We start from the raw sequence: 17,058 nt of genomic DNA on the forward strand, positions 1-17,058 counted from the left end.
GCTTCGTCATATCTGGACGATGGGTTCTCGCGCCAGACACCCACACGGCCACTACCGCGTGCGGGATGTACGCCATCCTTCATTGCGCGCCGCCGTTCCTTCGGCGAACGCCTGCCGTCAGGCAGCGTCTTCTGAGTTGACCGCCGCAGCGATCAGGTTGCCCTCAGCGTCGAATGCCTCGGGGCGAAGTCGATAACGGATTTCGAGTTCGTGGACTCGCGGGATCCTTCCCGCAGGCCACATGGAAATGGTCGCGTGACTCTTGAGGCCCAATGCTTCCTGCAGGGCCTTCACAGAGCCGAAAAGGGCGACGGCGTCGGTCTTGGTGAGCATGTTGAGGAGCATAGCGGACTGACAGATGGTGTCAACACCCTGACACCATTTGCTTGTAAGCTTGCTGACATGGACACGAACTCTATGGCAACCCGCTTCAAGGCCGCGCGCACCCGCTCTGGCCTCACCGTTCAAGCAGCCGCCAATGAAATCGGCTGCTCCAGGCCCCTTGTCCTGTCATGGGAGAGCGGGGCCACCAAATCCATCGGCGGGCAGTACCTCTTGGCTGCCGCTGAGGTCTATCAGGTTGATCCGCGCTGGCTCTTGGGTCAGTCGGAGGATGATGGATATCCGTGGAGCGCAGACCGTCCATCGCGAACCGTCTCAGCAGTCGCTGCGATTGAGACGAGGGCCGGGCAGTATCGCGTCGAACAGATCGACGGGAGAGCTGACATGGGCGAAGGAAGCGAAAACGAGGACTATCCGGAAGTGGTCCGAGCTATGGACTTCTCCGACTCTTACATCCGGAACCTCATTGGCTTCCTGCCGCCACCTGGCAGGTTAAAGCTGGTCACCGGCGTGGGCGATTCCATGGTTCCCAGGATTCAGCCCGGCGAAGTTGTCCTCGTGGATACCGGGTGCAGTGAGTACCAGGGAGACGGGATCTACCTCATCAACTCTGGCAATGGTCAACAGCTCAAGGCGCTGCAGGATCGCGGTGATGCCGTGTATGTCGTGAGCGCCAACTCCTCCCTTTACCCGCCTTTCCCCGCACCCAAGGGAACGCTTGTGGCGGGCAAGGCGTATCTGATTGGGAAGCTTGAACGAGTAGCCTGACAGCCAGCGATCTTCATTCAACCAAAGGCCCCTGTCTCAGGGGCCTTTTTCTTGGCCGGAGCGCGTCAGTGCGTTGACATAGGTAAACGCGTTAAGAAAAAAGTGTCAGCAGACTTACGATTTATCCTGTCAGCCCATTGACCTTCACTGTCAGCGCACTGACAATGGACCCATCGCAGCACACCGCTGGCAGATGGGGTCCACCAAGTGATTAGGAACAGCAAGCAGACGTGGGAAGTAGGAGAAGCGGTCAAGGTCGGATTCCTCACCTTGATTGTTGTCGCGAAGGTTCCCACCCCCGGTGACTTCCTCCCGGACGCATACGTTCTCACCAACAAGGGCGCAACCAAGTTCTACCGGTTCGTGCCTCACAACGGCCTCTCTTCCCATCCTTCCAAGGATGCCGCCATGCGCGGCGAGGTCTGAGCCATGCGCGCAAAGAACCTCTCACGAAATCTGCATGGTCGTCTCTGGTGGGGCCGATGGGAGCGCTTCTCGCTCACGTCAGCATCGGCTACGCACGACTGCATGCTGATCGCGACTATTGGTTATTTCAGGTGCGAGGCGTAGCCATGAAAGCCAGAGAAATCGAAGTGCCTCGGTGCGCCTGGGCCTTGCTGATGATGCTCGCAGCGGTCGTTGTTCCTCTGCGGGTGGCCGAGATCGTCCGGCATCACCAAACCCCTATTTTTAAGCCTGAAAAGTGTTCGGACATAGTCCTGGCACCGTCGCAGGGTACGTCAAAACCTTGAACCAAGGAAACCTGATTTATGAGTAGGAATTGTCTGACACAACAAGATTTGGCACCCAGCCACATGGCTGGATCCAAGGTCATCAATCAGAAGGAGGGCGGCTTGATCCGCATCGGCGACAGCATCGACGTTGTCATTCTCAAGGCACGCGACGGGCATACGCGCCTCGTCATCCGTGCCCCGCGCAGCCTGGAAATCACCGCGCAAAAACAGTGACGGCCCGAGCGCGTCAACGCCCGAGCCGTCTGCCAAGTAGCCCCATCACCGCATAGATCAAGGAAACCACCATGGCGACCGATAGTGTAAACCCCAAGCTGGATACCCAGGCAGTAGCGCAAGCCGTATCCGATGCCCTGGACAAGCCACCCCGTATCGAGCTGGCCGTTGATCGTCATTGGACGGATTACGTCTGGGACGATAGCAATCTCGATCCGAGATTGACGGATCACCTTCGCAAGGTTGACCGCTGCATCGGGGCTGCGTCCTCGCTGGCGGCATTGATGCACCGACACGCCATCGCTGCTCAGGATGTGCAGAGTTCGATGGACGACGAGGTCGCTCGCTCTGTCTATCCGGCCATTAAGCCAAACGATCTGGATCGACTTTGGGTGGGGCTGAACGAACTGATCGATGCAGCGGAGTTCGGGATGGATCGCGTGCGCAATTTCCAGGAGGTGCGCCGTGGCTGATCGAGCTTCCTATAAGGCCATCACTCTCGACTTCGATCAGATGGCGACGATCAAGGCGAACCTGAAACGCCTGCACGCCCTCATGGACCTACTCGCAGAGGGAGACCTGAGCAATGTTGACCCGGCTTCGCTCAACGTCCTGGGCGACTACGCAGGTATGGCCGCTGTTCGTATCGATGAAGTTCTCAGCAAGGCGGAGGACAGCACCAATGTCTGACATGACCGTTGAGAGGAAGGTAAACGGGATGCCCTTGCTGGTTCCTGCCGGGGCAGAGGCGATTCAGGCTCTTGAAATGGCGCAGACGTTCGTTGAGCAGGTTCAGTCGCTCATGTGGGATGCGATGCGGGAAGCGGCAGTGTCGGACGATGCAATGACGGTCAAGTTCGACTATGACCGCGTGGTGGTCATGGAGCGGCTTCTGAGCATGTCAACCGCGATGTATCAGGCAGCGGGGGCCGTGGCATGAGCGCGAACAAGAAAGCTCCAGCGGTCCCATATGTGGTCATGGAAGAAGGGCCTAGCGGCAGCTTGGTGGATCAAGGATCGCACTACCTCACCAGCGCGCGGGCGCTTCTGGACTACGTCATGGAAGACGGGCAAGTGGCGACGGATCAAATGTGGGGCGTCTACCACCTTCTGTGCCTTGCGGAGAAAACCATCGAAGCCGCGCAGATCGTTATCGCAAAGGAGGGCAAGTGAACGAGACCGCGACCATTCTGGCCTTTCCGGTGCACAGGGTACGGCAGCGCGCGGCTGACGGGTTTCCCCCTGGCTGGCCCGCTGGGCCTGTCGGGGAACAGATGGAAAAGCTAGCGCGCATGGTTATGGCTCGGTCACTTAGCAAGGGCACCGATGTAAGCCTGGAGGACTGTCGAGCGTCGATCTATGCCGTTGTGTTTGAGACCCGCCTATGCAACTGATAGCAGCCACAGGCTACGCGGAACTGCCTCACTTGATCCGCAGCCATCGATACGCGAACCGCGTTATGCCTCTTCCGGAATTTCAGCTGCGAGAGGCGGTCGCCGGGCTGCGGTCCGGCTTGTCCCAGGCGGGCGCGATGAGGCGACTCAATGCGACTGGCGTTTCATTGAACCTGACAAACCGCCTGCGGGTGGAGTTCGGTCTCGATGATGACGGGATGATCCCTGCCATCAATCTCGACGCGGCGATGACGCTTCTTGTCGAGCTACACACCTGGGCCCAATGCCACTGCGAATGGAACAACTTGGCTGAGCTGCGCGAGGACATGCGCCGAGTCGTCGGCGGCAATCATCCGTTCCCGAGTAAGGGGAGGAAGCGCGGGCCCCGCGACCGGGCCCGTCGAGTGAAGTGCTGGTGGGAGGAGTACGAACATGACAACGCTTAACTACGATCTGAGTACCCGACGCGGTTGCATGTTGGCAGTGGTGGACATGCGCCACTGCTGCCGCGTCCTGACCACCACCCGCGATCTTTACGAGCAGGACGTTTCGATGGCACGGCGCGCTGTTCGCAAACTCCGCAGCACTGGAAACCCATTCATGGCAAGGCGAGCCGATGCTATCGAATGCGAAGTTGAGGGCGCACGCGGGGTTATCAACCAGCTCAACGAGCAGCTGCGAGGCGTCGCGGACAAGATGTTCATGTGCGCGCCGTACATCGACGCAATGCTCCCTCAGTCTGTTCTGCTGGACCTATTGAACGTCAACAACGTCGATAGGTCAGCCCTGACACCAGAGGATGACCTCACGCAAATTGTGTTTGCCCACGCGCTGGAGAATTCTGCGGAGAACCGACACAAGGATTGGAACGATAGCGCGATGTTCCAAGCTGTCCATCTGCGATTCGCCCATGCACTGGCTACCAATGCTGAGTTCGAGCGCATCACGACAGACATGCTGTTCGGACCTGGCGGGATGTTTGAGTTCGTTCCGCGCATGGAAGTTCTGTCGGACGGCACCACGAGGAAACTTCCGCCGCCGCTACGAATCGCTGATCCGGCCCTCGACGCTGGCGAACGATGGAGGGATGAGTGATGGCTGACACATATCGAATTGAGAAGATCGGCGATCTGCTGTTGATCCCGCCGGATCGGCTCTCTGCGTTTATTGAGGAGCTGGAGACGGGAATTGAAATGGTCCACTTCGTCCACGGCTCTGCTACCAGCCCGGAACTACTGCCCGCGATAACCTGGGTGGATGACGGAAAGCACTCAACCGAAGTTCGCCACAAAGACGGCAGTTCCTTGCGAGTGGAAGTCAAGGAGGACGCCGATGGCCGCAGCTGAGCATTCGACGTTCTGGCTGCTCTACGGGCAGTACGGCCCAACGATGACCGTGGAGAAGTTCCGCGAGGAGTTCTTTCCGAAGATGACCATGAAGACCCTGCAGAACTGGATCGCCAGGGGTGACGCGCCCAGGCCCATCAATGGAGTTCTCGATGTTCGAGACGTGGCCGCTTGGTGGGACGATCAGCGAAAGGCCAGCTGACTACAGCGCGCGGTGCACCACTCGTGCACCGCAACCCATGCAACTTACTGATTTCCCTTTGAATGCGCCCCATCCATCATGGGGGCGACGGACAGGCGCAGGGAATCGGCGTAACGGGCGGTGGCGGACGTCATCGGGGTGTTGATCGTGGAGACTGGCATTGCCAGTGAGATCAATAGTTTACACCGGGTGGCTGAATGGCAGCGGGTGGCGCCCGGATACCGCTGCAGCGCCCCCGGCCCGAGGGCCGTACGCAGACCGGACGGCGCCCACCCGCAATGACGGGCAACCGGTCACAGTTGTCGCGATTCGTTGACGACGACGAAATATTGACGCCGTTATAGTCCAGCGCTCGCAATGGATTGGACGTGTGGAGCAGATGATGCAGCACAAGCGTTTGAGCAGGACCCTCGCCACCGCGCTGGCCGTCGCCACCCTGGCCATCGGCACGGCAACCGCAGCACCGGCGGCCACCGGGCTGAGCCCGACCTTCACCACCTGCCGTGACAAGGCGCAGGGTGCGGTCGAGCAGGCCGCCTGCCTTACCTCGGAAAGCGCGCGCCAGGACCAGCGCCTGAACCAGGCCTACCGCCAGCTGCAGGCAAAGCTGAGTGGCGCGAAGAAGACCAAGCTGGTGAATGCCCAGCGCGCGTGGCTGCAGTCGCGCAGCCGCGATGGAGAACTGGATACCGCGCTCTACGACGATTCGCAGCCCGGCAACCTGCAGGGCGAGCTGAACGATGTGATGCGCCTGAGCGCGCGTGCCGACCAGCTGCAGAAGTATCTCCAGCTGCTGGACTGACCCATGAGGGGCACACCCTCTGACTGCACAAGGATGTAAGACATGCCAACCAACATCGATACCCACGATCTCGATGCCACCTCCGGCGCCGTGTATTTCGCCGTCGGCCGTGGCACCGAAGGTGGCCCCGCCTCCTACCATCTGGCCATCGCCGGCATCACCCAGGGCGTGACCGAACCGCACTGGGGCACGGTCAACAAAGTCGCGCAGAACAGCGGTTACAGCCTGGGCGCGATCCAGGTCGACTTCGGCCAGCGTGGCGAATGGGCGCTGGGCGCCATCGACGGCCATGCACTGAAGGCCGGCGAAACGACCTATGTCGACGCCGTGATCGATCAGGCCAGCAGCTATGCCAAGGCGCACAACCTGCCCTTCACCCAGGACCACGCCGACCTGCGCCGCGACCTGCTCAGCCACGGCAATGGCCTGAGCGGGCGCAGCTCGATCCAGTTCATCGATACCAACACGCGCGACAGCATCAACGCCTGGGCCGGTTCGGCCGAGGGCAAGCAGTGGATCCACGCCAACATCGACTACCCGCAGGTGCGCAACGCCACCCGGATCGGCATGACGATGGTGGACGCGCACGGCAGCGGCATCGCCGAGGAAAACCGCTTCGAAGCCATCAGCCTGATCGCCAAGACCGCCAACCAGTTGCCCAGCCAGCTGCCCAAGCTGCAGAAAGTGCTGGAAGACGGCGGTGACTACGAGGCGCTGCGCGCCAAGGCCGGGCAGATCCGCGAAACCTACCAGTACTTCGATGCGCCCAAGGCCGGCGACATCGCCGTGCGCTACGAGGACGCGTATGCCAACAACAAGGACGCAATGGACCGCGCCCATGCCAAGGTCAGCAGCCGCGACTACTCGCCTGCCGGTGAGCACAACGACGCCGATATCCAGGTGGCGCTGGGCCAGATCGGCGCACCGCGCCAGCAGGCCGGTTCGCAGACGTTGAAGGAAGGGTCCAGCGGCCGTGACGTGCTGAAGCTGGAAAGCAACCTGGTCACGCTGGGCCATGCCAGTGCTGACGGCCAGCAGACGCTGAATCCGGACCGGCGCTTCGATGCCACTACCCGCAAGGCGGTGGAAGACTTCCAGCGCGAGCACAATCTCGACCCGGTGGACGGCAAGGCGGGCCCAGCCACGCTGGCCGCGATCGACCGTGACGCGCGCGAACTGCAGGGCAACCTGGCCGCGCTGGGGCTGACCGACGCCAAGGGCCAGGCCATCAGCAGCGACGGCTATCTGGGCAGCGGCAGCCGCCACGCGATCAACACCTTCCAGCAGCAGCATGGCCTGCCTGCGACTGGCATCGCCGATGCGGAGACCCGCCAGGCGCTGGCCAATGAAGTGCAGCAGCGTGCGCAGGGACAGGGCAACACCCCGGAACAGCAGGCAGCGGCCGAGCCAGCGCGCGAGACGGTGTACCCGATGTCCGACCCGCGCAGCCCGCAGAACTGGCTGTACACCGAGACCCTGGTGCAGGTGAAGTTCGCCGAGGAAGCGCGTGGCCTGCCCTCCGGCGAGCACAGCGAGAAGCTGGCCGCTGCGCTTACCGTGGAAGCTGCGCGCGCCGGCCTGTACCGGGTTGATCGCGTTGAGCTGAACCAGGATGGCTCGATGGCGCGCGCGGTGCAGGCCAATGCACTGCACGACGAAAGCGCGTTGAACCGCAATACCGCGCCGGTATCGACCGCTGACGCGATGCGCCAGAGCGTGCAGGAGAACAGCGAGCGGGCCTTGCAGGTGAGCGATCAGCAGCCCGAGCAGCAGAAGATCGACCAGCAGACCCAGCAGCATGGGCCGCGGGCCATGATGGCGTAAGGAATACAGGCCCACGGGCCTGCTGTCGGCAGATGATGACATCGCAATCGCCACCTATCTGAGCGAGGCGTTGGCAGCTGGTGATGCGGGCCACTTCCAGGAGGCGCTCGGAACAGTGGCGCGCGCCCGCGGCATGGGCGGCGTTGCCGAGGTCTCCGGTCTTGGACGCGAGAGCCTGTACAAGGCGCTGCGCCCCGGAGCACACCCACGCTTCGATACCGTGCAACGTGTGCTGTCGGCGCTTGGGGTGCACCTGATCGTGCAGGCCGGCAAGGCCTGACCGCGACCGCTTCATTCGCCGGGCGTGGCCCGGCGCTACCGGGCCACATGGCCGGATCAGTGAGCGCTGCGCGCGCCACCCACCTGCTCGATCAACGTCTTGCTGGCCGCATTGAGTCCGACCACCGTCACCTCGGCACCGTGCGCGGCCAGCTTTTCCTGCGCCCGCTCCAGCGCGGCCACGGCGGTCAGGTCCCACAGGTGGGCATCGCGCAGATCAATCTGCACCTTCGGCGCCACGTGCTGGTAGTCGAACGCCGCTCCCAGCTGCCCCGCCGAGGCAAAGAACACCTGTCCACGCACGCGGTAGACCTGTGTATCACCCGCATCCTCGCGCTGCACGTCCAGCATGCGGCCAACCTTGCGCGCGAAGAACAGGGCCGACAGCAGCACACCGCTGAGCACGCCCTTGGCCAGATCGTGGGTGGCCACGGTGACCACCACGGTCAGCAGCATCACCGCAGACGAGCTGCGCGGATGCGTGCGCAGGTCGCGCAGCGAGCGCCAGCTGAAGGTGCCGATGCTGACCATGATCATCACCGCCACCAGCGCGGCCATCGGGATCTGCCGCACCAGGTCGCTGCCATACACCACCAGCACCAGCAGGACCACGCCGGCCACCAGGCAGGACAGGCGGCCGCGGCCACCGGAGGTCACGTTGATCACCGACTGGCCGATCATCGCGCAGCCGGCCATGCCGCCGAGGAAGCCGGTGACCGTGTTCGCCACGCCCTGGCCGACGCATTCGCGGTTGCGCTCGCTGGGCGTCTCGGTGATGTCCTCGACGATCTGCAGGGTCATCATCGATTCGAGCAGGCCGACCACCGCCAGCGTGGCCGACACCGGCAGCAGGATGCGCAGCGTCTCCCAGGTGAGCGGCACGTCGGGCAGCAGGAAATGCGGCAGGCTGTCGGGCAGCTGGCCCATGTCGCCGACGCTGCGCACCTCCACGCCGAAGCCGATCACCACGGCAGTGAGTACGACGATGGCCACCAGAGGCGACGGCACCGCGCGGGTGATGCGTGGCAGCAGGTAGATGATCGCCAGCGCGGCGGCGCACAGCACGTACACCGTCGGGCCGCGGCCGATCAGCTCGGGCATCTGTGCCAGGAAGATCAGGATCGCCAGCGCGTTGACGAAGCCGGTGATGACCGAGCGCGAGACGAAGCGCATCAACGAGCCCAGCTTGAACACGCCCGCGAGCACCTGCAGCAGGCCCGCCAGGATGCTGGCAGCGAACAGGTACTGCAGGCCATGGTCCTTGACCAGGTCGACCATCACCAGCGCCATTGCACCGGTGGCGGCGGAGATCATGCCGGGGCGGCCGCCAGCGATGGCGGTGATGACGGCAATGGAGAACGCGGCATACAGGCCGACCTTGGGGTCGACGCCGGCGATGAGCGAGAACGCGATGGCCTCGGGAATCAGGGCCAGGGCGACGACGATGCCGGAGAGCAGGTCGCCACGGATGTTACCGAGCCATTGCTGGCGCAGGGGGTAGGACGTTTGCATGGGAAAACTCCGCGCGCAGGCGGGCGTGGCCGCATGGCGCTGCAGTGGAAAGACACGGGTTCCTGAGCCGGGCGGGCCGGCTGCCGATGTACGGCAAGGGTCAGGGTGGCGTGATCACTGCAGGCGGGCGTCGGTACGTGGGAGGGAGGCAGTCTACGGCACAGGGCTGCCCAGGGACAGCGTCGGCAGGCCGCAACGGCAGTGAAGCATGGCGCCGCTCTACAATCGGGCCATGGCCACCCACCGCCCGCAGTTCTTCGACCCTGCCACCGAACAGGGCGTGCTTCGCCTGTCGATCGCCGCTTCGCTGCTGCTGGCCGCGGCGGCCGTGGTGTTCGGCCTGCTCGCCAATTCGTCGTTGATCATCTTCGACGGCATCTATGGCCTGATCGACGTGGTGATGACCTGGCTGTCGCTGCTGGTGGCGCGGTTGATCGCGCTGTCCACGCAGACCGATGCGCTGCAGTCGCGGCTCAACCAGCGCTTCACCATGGGCTTCTGGCATCTGGAGCCGATCGTGCTGGGGGTGAGCGGCACGCTGATGATCGGCGCGGCGCTGTATGCCCTGGTCAATGCGGTGGATGCGTTGATGTCCGGTGGCCGCCATATCGCGCTGGGCCCGGCCATTGCCTTCGCCGGGCTGTCGATCGTGGGCGAAGGTGCGCTGGCCTGGTTCATCCTGCGCGCCAACCGCCGCATCGGCTCGGAATTCATCGCGTTGGACGCGAAGAACTGGGTGATCGCGGCCAGCATGTCGGCCTGCTACCTGCTGGCCTTCCTCGGCGGCGTGCTGGTGCAGGGCACCTCGCTGGCGTGGATCGGGCCGTACATCGACCCGGCCATCCTCGCCTTCGTCTGCGTGCTGGTGATGATCGCCCCGCTCGGTACCGTGCGCCGGGCGCTGGCCGGCATCCTGCTGGTCACCCCACCGGAACTGCAGGCGCACGTGGATGCGGTGGCACGCGCGATCGTGGCCAAGCACGGCTTCGTCGAGCACCGCAGCTACGTGGCGCAGGTGGGGCGTGGCGAGCAGATCGAGCTGTTCTTCGTGGTGCCGGAAAACGACCCGCCGCGGCCCTTGGTGGAATGGGATCAGCTGCGCGACGAGATCGGAGATGCGCTGGGCGAGGCCTCACCGGACCGCTGGCTGACCATCATGTTCACCACCGACCGCGAATGGACGATCTAGGTCGCCAGGACGATCGATCAAGTTTTTCGTACGCATTGCAACCCAACGTACGCGGAAACCGGGCAAAGTAAGCTCCAACGCACCACCCACCCACCGACCAGGAGCATCCCGATGTCCATCGAAAAGGTTCTGTACACCGCCCAGGCCACCTCCACCGGCGGCCGTGAAGGCCGTTCCGTCTCCTCCGACAACGTGCTGGACATCCAGCTGTCGACCCCGCGCGAGCTGGGCGGCGCCGGCGGCCCGGGCACCAACCCGGAGCAGCTGTTCGCCGCTGGCTACTCGGCCTGCTTCCTGGGCGCGCTGAAGTTCGTGGCCGGCCAGGCCAAGGTCGCGCTGCCAGCCGACACCACCGTGACCGGCAAGGTCGGCATCGGCCAGATCCCGACCGGTTTCGGCATCGAAGCCGAGCTGACCATCAACGTGCCGGGCGTGCCGCGCGAGCAGGTGGAAGAGCTGGTGCAGAAGGCGCACATCGTGTGCCCGTACTCGAATGCCACCCGCGGCAATATCGACGTGACGCTGATCGTTGCCTGATGGGGTGATGCCGGCCAGCGGCCGGCACTACCCGCGCGGGGCAAAAAAATGGGCGGATGCCGGTCGAAACCGGGCATCCGCCCATCCCACCTCGGGTGGGCCCCGGCACGTGGCCGGGGACGCATTCGCTGCGGCGCGCATCCATCCTTCTGGAGAAGAGCCCCCTTCCTTCTGGAGAAGAGCCCCCTTGTTGTTCAAGGGGGCGCGCCAACGGCGCGGGGATAAGGTGGAATGCGCGGACCAGCGACCAGTTACTGGTCGCTGGTGATCAGCTGCACGACGCTGGAGAAATCCAGCTTGCCGCGGCCGGCCTGGTGGTTCATCGAATACAGGTTGCGGGCCACTTCGCCCAGCGGGATCGAGGCACCGACACTCATCGCCGCTTCCACCGCCAGGCCCATGTCCTTCAGCATCAGGTCGCTGCCGAAACCGCCGCTGTAGCCGCGCGACGCAGGCGCGTTCTCCAGCACGCCCGGCCACGGGTTGCACACTTCGGTGGCCCAGCTGCGGCCGGTGCTGACCGCCATCATCTGCGACAGCACCTTCGGGTCCAGCCCGTGCGCCACGCCGAGCGCGATGGCTTCGCCGGTCACCGCCATGATCACGCCCAGCGCCATGTTGTTGCACAGCTTGGCAACCTGGCCGGCACCACTGGCGCCCACGTGGAAGATGTTCTTGCCCATCGCCTGCAGCACCGGGCGCGCGCGTTCCAGCGCGTCCTCTTCACCACCGACGATGAAGGTCAGGGTGCCGGCCTGGGCACCGGCGGTACCGCCGGACACCGGCGCGTCGATCATCTGCAGGCCACGCGCGGCCGCGGCTTCGGAAACCTTGCGCGCGCTCGCCGGGGCAATGGTGCTGCAGTCGATGACCAGTGCACCGGCCGGAATCGCGGCGAGGATGCCGTCATCGCCCAGGTACACGCCTTCGACATGGCGGCTGGCCGGCAGCATCGAGATCACCACTTCGGCGTCGGCCAGGGTTTCACGCGCCGACGCAGCCGCGCTGGCGCCGGCATCGACGGCCGCCTGCACCGCGGCCGGGACCAGATCGAACACGCGCACGGTGTGGCCGTTCTTGACCAGATTGGCGGCCATCGGGCCACCCATGTTGCCCAACCCAATGAATGCAATGCGGCTCATGCCAGGCTCCTTTCAGCGACGGGGGTGCCCAGGTCGGCCAGCGGATGCGCGGCATCGGCCCAGGGCGAAGCGAAGAACGTATCGGCCCACTCGGCGGTGGCCTCGGCCAGCGTGGCCGGGTTCCACTGCGGGTTGCGGTCCTTGTCGATCAGCAGCGCGCGGATGCCTTCGGCGAAATCGCCGTGGGCGGCGCAGTGCAGCGCGGTGATGTACTCCAGCCGGTAGACGCTGGCCAGGTCCTGGCCGGCGCTGCGGCGCTGCAGTTCGAAGGCCAGCCGCGCCGAGCCGGGCGCACCGGCGGCGAGGGTCTTCTGTGCGGCCTGCAGCCAGGCATCGTCGGTCTGCAGGCCGGCAATGCGCGCCACGATGGCCTGCAGGTCATCGCCTTCGCACAGCGCCTCGACCTGCGCCGCATGGGCCAGCAACGGGCCGGTGGCGGCGTCGCTGGCGTGCGACTGCAGCAGATGGGTCAGGCGTTCGTGGTTGTGTGCGGCATCGCCCGACCAGGCCACCTGCAGCAGCGCGTCGAACACCGCGCTGCGGCGTTCTTCGGTCACGTGCACATCGGCCAGGCCGGCATAGATGGCATCGCCCGGGTTGAGCAGTGCGCCGGTCAGGGCCAGGAACAGGCCGCCCTTGCCCGGCACGCGCGGCAGCAGCCAGCTGCCACCGACATCGGGGAACAGGCCAACGGTGATTTCCGGGAAGGCCAGCTTGGAACGTTCGCTGACCACGCGGTGGCTGGCACCGGACATCAGGCCGATGCCGCCGCCCATCACGATGCCGTGACCCCAGCACAGGATCGGCTTGGCGTAGGTGTGGATGAGGTAGTCGACGCGGTACTCGACGTCGAAGAACTCCGCTGCGTAGTCGTTCTCGCGGATGTCGCGGCGGCCATCTTCGCGGAAGGCAACCATGCTCTTGTACAGGCTGTGCAGGTCACCGCCGGCACAGAATGCTTTTTCACCGGCGCCCTGCAGCACCACCATGGCGATGCCGTCGTCGTCGGCCCAGGCATTCAACTGCTTCAGCAGCAGGTGTGCCATCGGCAGCGAGAAACCGTTGAGCGTACGCGGCGCGTTGAGCGTTGCGATGCCGATGCGCGCGCCGTTGCCGGCCACGCGCTCTTCGAACAGCACCGGTGCGTCGTCGGCAGCGGTGTCGGTGCTCATGCGTTCTTCCACTGCGCGGCGCGCTTTTCCAGGAAGGCAGTCACGCCCTCGACCTGGTCGGCGGTGTCGAACAGGTCGACGAAGGCTTCACGCTCGGCCACCAGTGCCGAGGCGTGGGTGCCGGTGCGGGTGGACTGCACCAGGGTCTTGCAGGCGGCGATGCTGGTCGGGCTCTGCTTGCCGGCCTTCTTCGCCCATTCCAGGGCCAGTGCCTTGGCTTCGCCCTTGCCGACCTTTTCTTCGGCCAGGCCAATGCGCAGCGCGGTCTCGGCGTTGATGCGCTCACCCAGCAGGATCATGCGCTTGGCCCAGCCCTCACCGACCAGGCGCGGCAGGTTCTGGGTGCCACCGGCGCACGGCAGCAGGCCGACGGTGGCCTCCGGCAGCGCGACCTGGGCATGGTCTTCGATGATCCGCAGGTCGCAGGCCAGTGCGCATTCCAGGCCACCGCCCATGGCGTAGCCGTTGATCGCAGCGATCGACACGCCACGGAAAGCGGACAGCGCTTCGAAGGCTTCACCGAAGCGGCGTGCGGCTTCACGTGCAGCGGCCTTGTCGCCGGAGGCGAACTGGTTGAGGTCGGCACCGGCGGAGAAGAACTTCTCGCCGTCACCGGTGATCACCAGCGCGTAGATCTCGCGGTCCGCGTTGAGCGCGCCCACCAGGTCGCGCAGCGCCGACAGGCTGTGCACGGTCCAGGTGTGCGCCGGCGGGTTGTGCAGGGTGACTACGGCGGTGTGGCCATCGACCTCGACCTTCAGACCCACGTGCTCCTGGGTACGCCAATCCTTCATCGCAGTTCCTCTTCGGTGTTGAGCAGGTGGCGGGCAACGATCACCCGCATGATCTCGTTGGTGCCTTCCAGGATCTGGTGCACGCGGCTGTCGCGCAGCAGGCGCTCGATCGGGTATTCGCGGATGTAGCCGTAGCCACCGTGGATCTGCAGCGCTTCGTTGCAGATCTTGAAGCCGGCATCGGTGGCGAAGCGCTTGGCCATCGCGCACCACACGTTGGCATCGCTGGCACCGGCGTCGAGCTTGCGCGCGGCCGAATGCACCATCTGCCGCGCGGCGACCAGTTCGATGGCCATGTCGGCCAGCTTGAACTGCAGCGCCTGGAATTCGGCCAGCGCCTTGCCGAACTGGCGGCGCTCGCCCATGTAGCGGCGTGCGGCATCCAGCGCGCCCTGCGCGGCACCCAGCGAGCAGGCAGCGATGTTGATGCGGCCGCCGTCCAGCCCCTTCATCGCCAGCTTGAAGCCGCCGCCTTCCTCTCCCAGAAGGTGGCTGACCGGCACGCGGACGTTTTCGAAGGTGATGCCGCGGGTGGGCTGGCTGTTCCAGCCCATCTTCTCTTCCTTGCGGCCGAAGCTGATGCCCGGCAGGTCCGACGGCACTGCAATGGCGCTGACACCACCGGCACCGGCACCGCCGGTACGTGCCATCACCACCAGCAGCTCGGTGGCACCGGCACCGGAGATGAAGGCCTTGGAGCCGTTCAGCACATAGAAATCGCCATCGCGCACGGCGGTGGTCTTCAGCGAGGCCGCATCGGAACCGGCACCCGGTTCGGTCAGGCAGTACGAGGCCAGCTTGTTGCCCGAGGACAGGTCAGTGCCCCACGCATCGCGCAGTGCCGGCTGGCCCCACTTGGACACCATCCACGAGGCCATGTTGTGGATGCTGATGTACGCCGCGGTCGACGGATCGACGTTGGCGAGCTCCTCGATGACGACGGCGGCGTCCAGTCGGCTCAGGCCGCTGCCGCCCACTTCCGGGTCCATGTACAGACCGCAGAAGCCCAGTTCACCGGCCTTGGCGATCGCCTCGCGCGGAAAGATGCCCTCCGCATCCCATCGCGCGGCGTGCGGCGCCAGTTCGGCCAGTGCGAAGTCGCGCGCCGCCTCGCGGTACGCCTGCTGTGCTTCGTCCAGTTCCGTCGTCATCGAGTGGCTCATGGCTGCTCCTGCCGTTACTTCAGGCTGATCGTGGTGTTGACGCCGTGGCTCAGCGTCTCGTCATCGAACCAGCGTGCGGTGACCGTCTTGGTCTGGGTGTAGAACAGCACCACCTGCTTGCCGTACGGGCCCAGGTCGCCCAGCTTGGACGCGCGCGAACCGGTGAACGAGAACAGCGGCACCGGCACCGGGATCGGCACGTTGATGCCGACCTGGCCGACGTCGATGTCTTCCTGGAACTTGCGCGCGGCAGCGCCGGACTGGGTGAACAGTGCGGTGCCGTTGCCGTTCGGGTTGCTGTTGACCATCGCAATGGCCTCTTCCAGCGTTTCCGCTTCGAGGATGACCAGCACCGGCCCGAAGATTTCTTCCTGGTAGATGCGCATGTCGGTGGTGACACCGGCAAAGATGGTCGGGCCAACGAAGTTGCCCTTCTCAAAGCCATCGACCTGCGGCTTGCGGCCGTCCAGCACCAGCTTGGCGCCCTGCTCCACGCCCGAGGCGATCAGGCCTTCCACGCGCTCGCGCGCGCTGCAGGAAATGACCGGGCCGACGTCGGTGCCGGACACGGTGCCGGCGCTGACCTTCAGGGTCTGGGCCTTGGCCACCAGGTCCTGCACCCAGCCGCGCGCTTCACCGACCAGCACCAGCGTGGAGGCGGCCATGCAGCGCTGGCCCGCCGCACCGAAGGCGGCGCCGACCATCGCGTTGAGGGTCTGTTCCTTGTTGGCGTCCGGCAGCACCACGGCGTGGTTCTTGGCGCCCATCATGCACTGCACGCGCTTGCCGGCCAGCGAGGCACGGTTGTAGACGTGGGTGCCGACGCGGGTGGAACCGACGAACGACACAGCCTTGATGTCCGGGTGGTCGCAGATCGCGTTGACCACTTCCTCGCCACCATGGACGACGTTCAGCACGCCCTTCGGAATGCCGGCTTCCAGCGCCAGTTCGACCAGGCGCATGGTCACCATCGGGTCCTGCTCGGACGGCTTGAGGATGAAGGTGTTGCCGGTGGCAATGGCCATCGGGAACATCCACAGCGGGATCATCGCCGGGAAGTTGAACGGGGTGATGCCGGCGCACACGCCCAGCGGCTGCATGATCGTGTAGGTATCCACGCCATTGGCCACGTTGTTGGCCAGCTCGCCCAGCTGCAGGTTGCCGATGGCGGCAGCGTGCTCGACCACTTCCAGGCCGCGGAACACATCGCCTTCGGCATCCGGCAGGGTCTTGCCCTGTTCGGCGGTAAGGATATGGGCCAGCTCGCTCATGTTCTCGCGGATCAGCTGCTGGTACTTCAGGAAGATGCGCGCGCGGGTGCCGATCGGGGTCTTGCGCCAGGTCTTGAAAGCTTCCTTGGCGGCGGCGACGGCGGCGTCCACTTCGCCGGTGGTGGCGAACGGCACCTTGGCCAGCACGTCCTGGGTGGCCGGATTGATCACGTCCTGCCAGTGGGAGGTGGCCGATTCGATGAACTGGCCATCGATCAGCATGCGGATACGGGGCGCTGCAACAGTCATGACGACAATCCCACGGGCTCGAAAGATGCTTGGCATTATTCACAGCACCCACCTCGATTTCCGGGCTGAATCCGCTTAATCTGGCCAACACGCCAGACGATTCA

22 protein-coding genes are annotated in these 17,058 nt (G+C 64.7%); 15 read left to right on the forward strand and 7 right to left on the reverse strand.

From position 1 onward, the window contains the following. Positions 1–117: 117 nt before the first annotated feature. Positions 118–333 (reverse strand): hypothetical protein, encoded by a 216-nt coding sequence (locus AC5P57_RS18070; RefSeq protein WP_414488439.1) that lies wholly within the window; start codon positions 331–333, stop codon positions 118–120. An 84-nt stretch (positions 334–417) separates the two neighbouring features. Between AC5P57_RS18070 and AC5P57_RS18075 the strand changes: the two genes are divergently transcribed. The 13 genes from AC5P57_RS18075 (at position 418) to AC5P57_RS18135 (ending at position 7,926) form a co-directional block, all read left to right on the forward strand. After that, entirely contained in the window at positions 418–1,110 is a 693-nt protein-coding gene (locus tag AC5P57_RS18075; protein ID WP_495219715.1) for an XRE family transcriptional regulator, read from the forward strand. A gap of 815 nt (positions 1,111–1,925) precedes the next feature. Then, on the forward strand, positions 1,926–2,078 hold the full coding sequence (locus AC5P57_RS18080; protein ID WP_495219716.1) for a carbon storage regulator: 153 nt from the start codon (positions 1,926–1,928) through the stop codon (positions 2,076–2,078). A gap of 71 nt (positions 2,079–2,149) precedes the next feature. Further along, a complete protein-coding gene (locus tag AC5P57_RS18085) occupies positions 2,150–2,551 on the forward strand; it encodes a hypothetical protein (RefSeq protein WP_495219717.1) in 402 nt (133 codons plus the stop codon). Then, complete coding sequence (locus AC5P57_RS18090) at positions 2,544–2,768, forward strand: hypothetical protein (protein WP_495219718.1); 225 nt, start codon at positions 2,544–2,546, stop codon at positions 2,766–2,768. The genes AC5P57_RS18085 and AC5P57_RS18090 overlap by 8 nt, the downstream gene beginning before the upstream one ends. Continuing rightward, a complete protein-coding gene (locus tag AC5P57_RS18095) occupies positions 2,761–3,018 on the forward strand; it encodes a hypothetical protein (RefSeq protein ID WP_495219720.1) in 258 nt (85 codons plus the stop codon). Before AC5P57_RS18090 ends, AC5P57_RS18095 begins: the two co-directional genes overlap by 8 nt. Then, entirely contained in the window at positions 3,015–3,251 is a 237-nt protein-coding gene (locus AC5P57_RS18100) for a hypothetical protein (protein ID WP_495219722.1), read from the forward strand. Before AC5P57_RS18095 ends, AC5P57_RS18100 begins: the two co-directional genes overlap by 4 nt. Positions 3,252–3,504: 253 nt before the next feature. Beyond that, the gene (locus AC5P57_RS18105) at positions 3,505–3,918 is read left to right on the forward strand and encodes a hypothetical protein (protein WP_495219724.1); all 414 of its coding nucleotides are present in this window, start codon (positions 3,505–3,507) and stop codon (positions 3,916–3,918) included. Beyond that, on the forward strand, positions 3,905–4,567 hold the full coding sequence (locus AC5P57_RS18110; RefSeq protein WP_495219726.1) for a hypothetical protein: 663 nt from the start codon (positions 3,905–3,907) through the stop codon (positions 4,565–4,567). Before AC5P57_RS18105 ends, AC5P57_RS18110 begins: the two co-directional genes overlap by 14 nt. Then, positions 4,567–4,818, forward strand: a complete 252-nt coding sequence (locus AC5P57_RS18115) for a hypothetical protein (protein WP_495219728.1) — start codon at positions 4,567–4,569, stop codon at positions 4,816–4,818. Before AC5P57_RS18110 ends, AC5P57_RS18115 begins: the two co-directional genes overlap by 1 nt. Then, positions 4,805–5,020, forward strand: coding sequence for a hypothetical protein (locus AC5P57_RS18120; RefSeq protein ID WP_495219730.1), 216 nt, complete (start codon positions 4,805–4,807; stop codon positions 5,018–5,020). The genes AC5P57_RS18115 and AC5P57_RS18120 overlap by 14 nt, the downstream gene beginning before the upstream one ends. 382 nt (positions 5,021–5,402) lie before the next feature. Next, positions 5,403–5,822 carry a lysozyme inhibitor LprI family protein gene (locus tag AC5P57_RS18125; RefSeq protein ID WP_239503727.1) on the forward strand — a complete coding sequence of 140 codons (420 nt, stop codon included), beginning with the start codon at positions 5,403–5,405 and terminating at the stop codon, positions 5,820–5,822. Positions 5,823–5,864: 42 nt separating this feature from the next. Further along, positions 5,865–7,646, forward strand: coding sequence for a peptidoglycan-binding domain-containing protein (locus tag AC5P57_RS18130; protein WP_495219732.1), 1,782 nt, complete (start codon positions 5,865–5,867; stop codon positions 7,644–7,646). A 40-nt stretch (positions 7,647–7,686) separates the two neighbouring features. After that, entirely contained in the window at positions 7,687–7,926 is a 240-nt protein-coding gene (locus tag AC5P57_RS18135; protein ID WP_262235945.1) for an addiction module antidote protein, read from the forward strand. Between the two features lie 56 nt (positions 7,927–7,982). On the opposite strand, the gene AC5P57_RS18140 is transcribed toward AC5P57_RS18135, so the two are convergent. Beyond that, positions 7,983–9,437, reverse strand: coding sequence for a SulP family inorganic anion transporter (locus AC5P57_RS18140; protein ID WP_262235812.1), 1,455 nt, complete (start codon positions 9,435–9,437; stop codon positions 7,983–7,985). 208 nt (positions 9,438–9,645) lie between these two features. Between AC5P57_RS18140 and AC5P57_RS18145 the strand changes: the two genes are divergently transcribed. Together AC5P57_RS18145 and AC5P57_RS18150 are read left to right on the forward strand one after the other, a co-directional pair. Further along, complete coding sequence (locus AC5P57_RS18145) at positions 9,646–10,626, forward strand: cation diffusion facilitator family transporter (RefSeq protein WP_126928271.1); 981 nt, start codon at positions 9,646–9,648, stop codon at positions 10,624–10,626. A gap of 111 nt (positions 10,627–10,737) precedes the next feature. Continuing rightward, positions 10,738–11,163 (forward strand): organic hydroperoxide resistance protein, encoded by a 426-nt coding sequence (locus AC5P57_RS18150; protein WP_004153735.1) that lies wholly within the window; start codon positions 10,738–10,740, stop codon positions 11,161–11,163. 251 nt (positions 11,164–11,414) lie between these two features. Here AC5P57_RS18150 and mmsB read toward each other — a convergent pair whose 3' ends face one another. Genes mmsB through AC5P57_RS18175 form a run of 5 tightly spaced genes read right to left on the reverse strand, consistent with a single transcriptional unit; the run spans position 11,415 to position 16,954 of the window. Further along, positions 11,415–12,305: a 3-hydroxyisobutyrate dehydrogenase gene (gene mmsB, locus AC5P57_RS18155; protein WP_099551527.1), complete on the reverse strand. Its 891-nt coding sequence runs from the start codon at positions 12,303–12,305 to the stop codon at positions 11,415–11,417. After that, a complete protein-coding gene (locus tag AC5P57_RS18160; RefSeq protein ID WP_142807902.1) occupies positions 12,302–13,477 on the reverse strand; it encodes an enoyl-CoA hydratase/isomerase family protein in 1,176 nt (391 codons plus the stop codon). Before AC5P57_RS18160 ends, mmsB begins: the two co-directional genes overlap by 4 nt. Then, a complete protein-coding gene (locus AC5P57_RS18165) occupies positions 13,474–14,271 on the reverse strand; it encodes an enoyl-CoA hydratase (RefSeq protein WP_099559702.1) in 798 nt (265 codons plus the stop codon). The genes AC5P57_RS18160 and AC5P57_RS18165 overlap by 4 nt, the downstream gene beginning before the upstream one ends. After that, on the reverse strand, positions 14,268–15,434 hold the full coding sequence (locus tag AC5P57_RS18170; RefSeq protein ID WP_142807903.1) for an acyl-CoA dehydrogenase family protein: 1,167 nt from the start codon (positions 15,432–15,434) through the stop codon (positions 14,268–14,270). Before AC5P57_RS18170 ends, AC5P57_RS18165 begins: the two co-directional genes overlap by 4 nt. 14 nt (positions 15,435–15,448) lie before the next feature. After that, positions 15,449–16,954 (reverse strand): CoA-acylating methylmalonate-semialdehyde dehydrogenase, encoded by a 1,506-nt coding sequence (locus AC5P57_RS18175; protein ID WP_262235813.1) that lies wholly within the window; start codon positions 16,952–16,954, stop codon positions 15,449–15,451. Positions 16,955–17,058: the final 104 nt, after the last annotated feature.

The sequence above is a fragment of the Stenotrophomonas sp. YJH_SMC_79 genome (assembly GCF_059367995.1).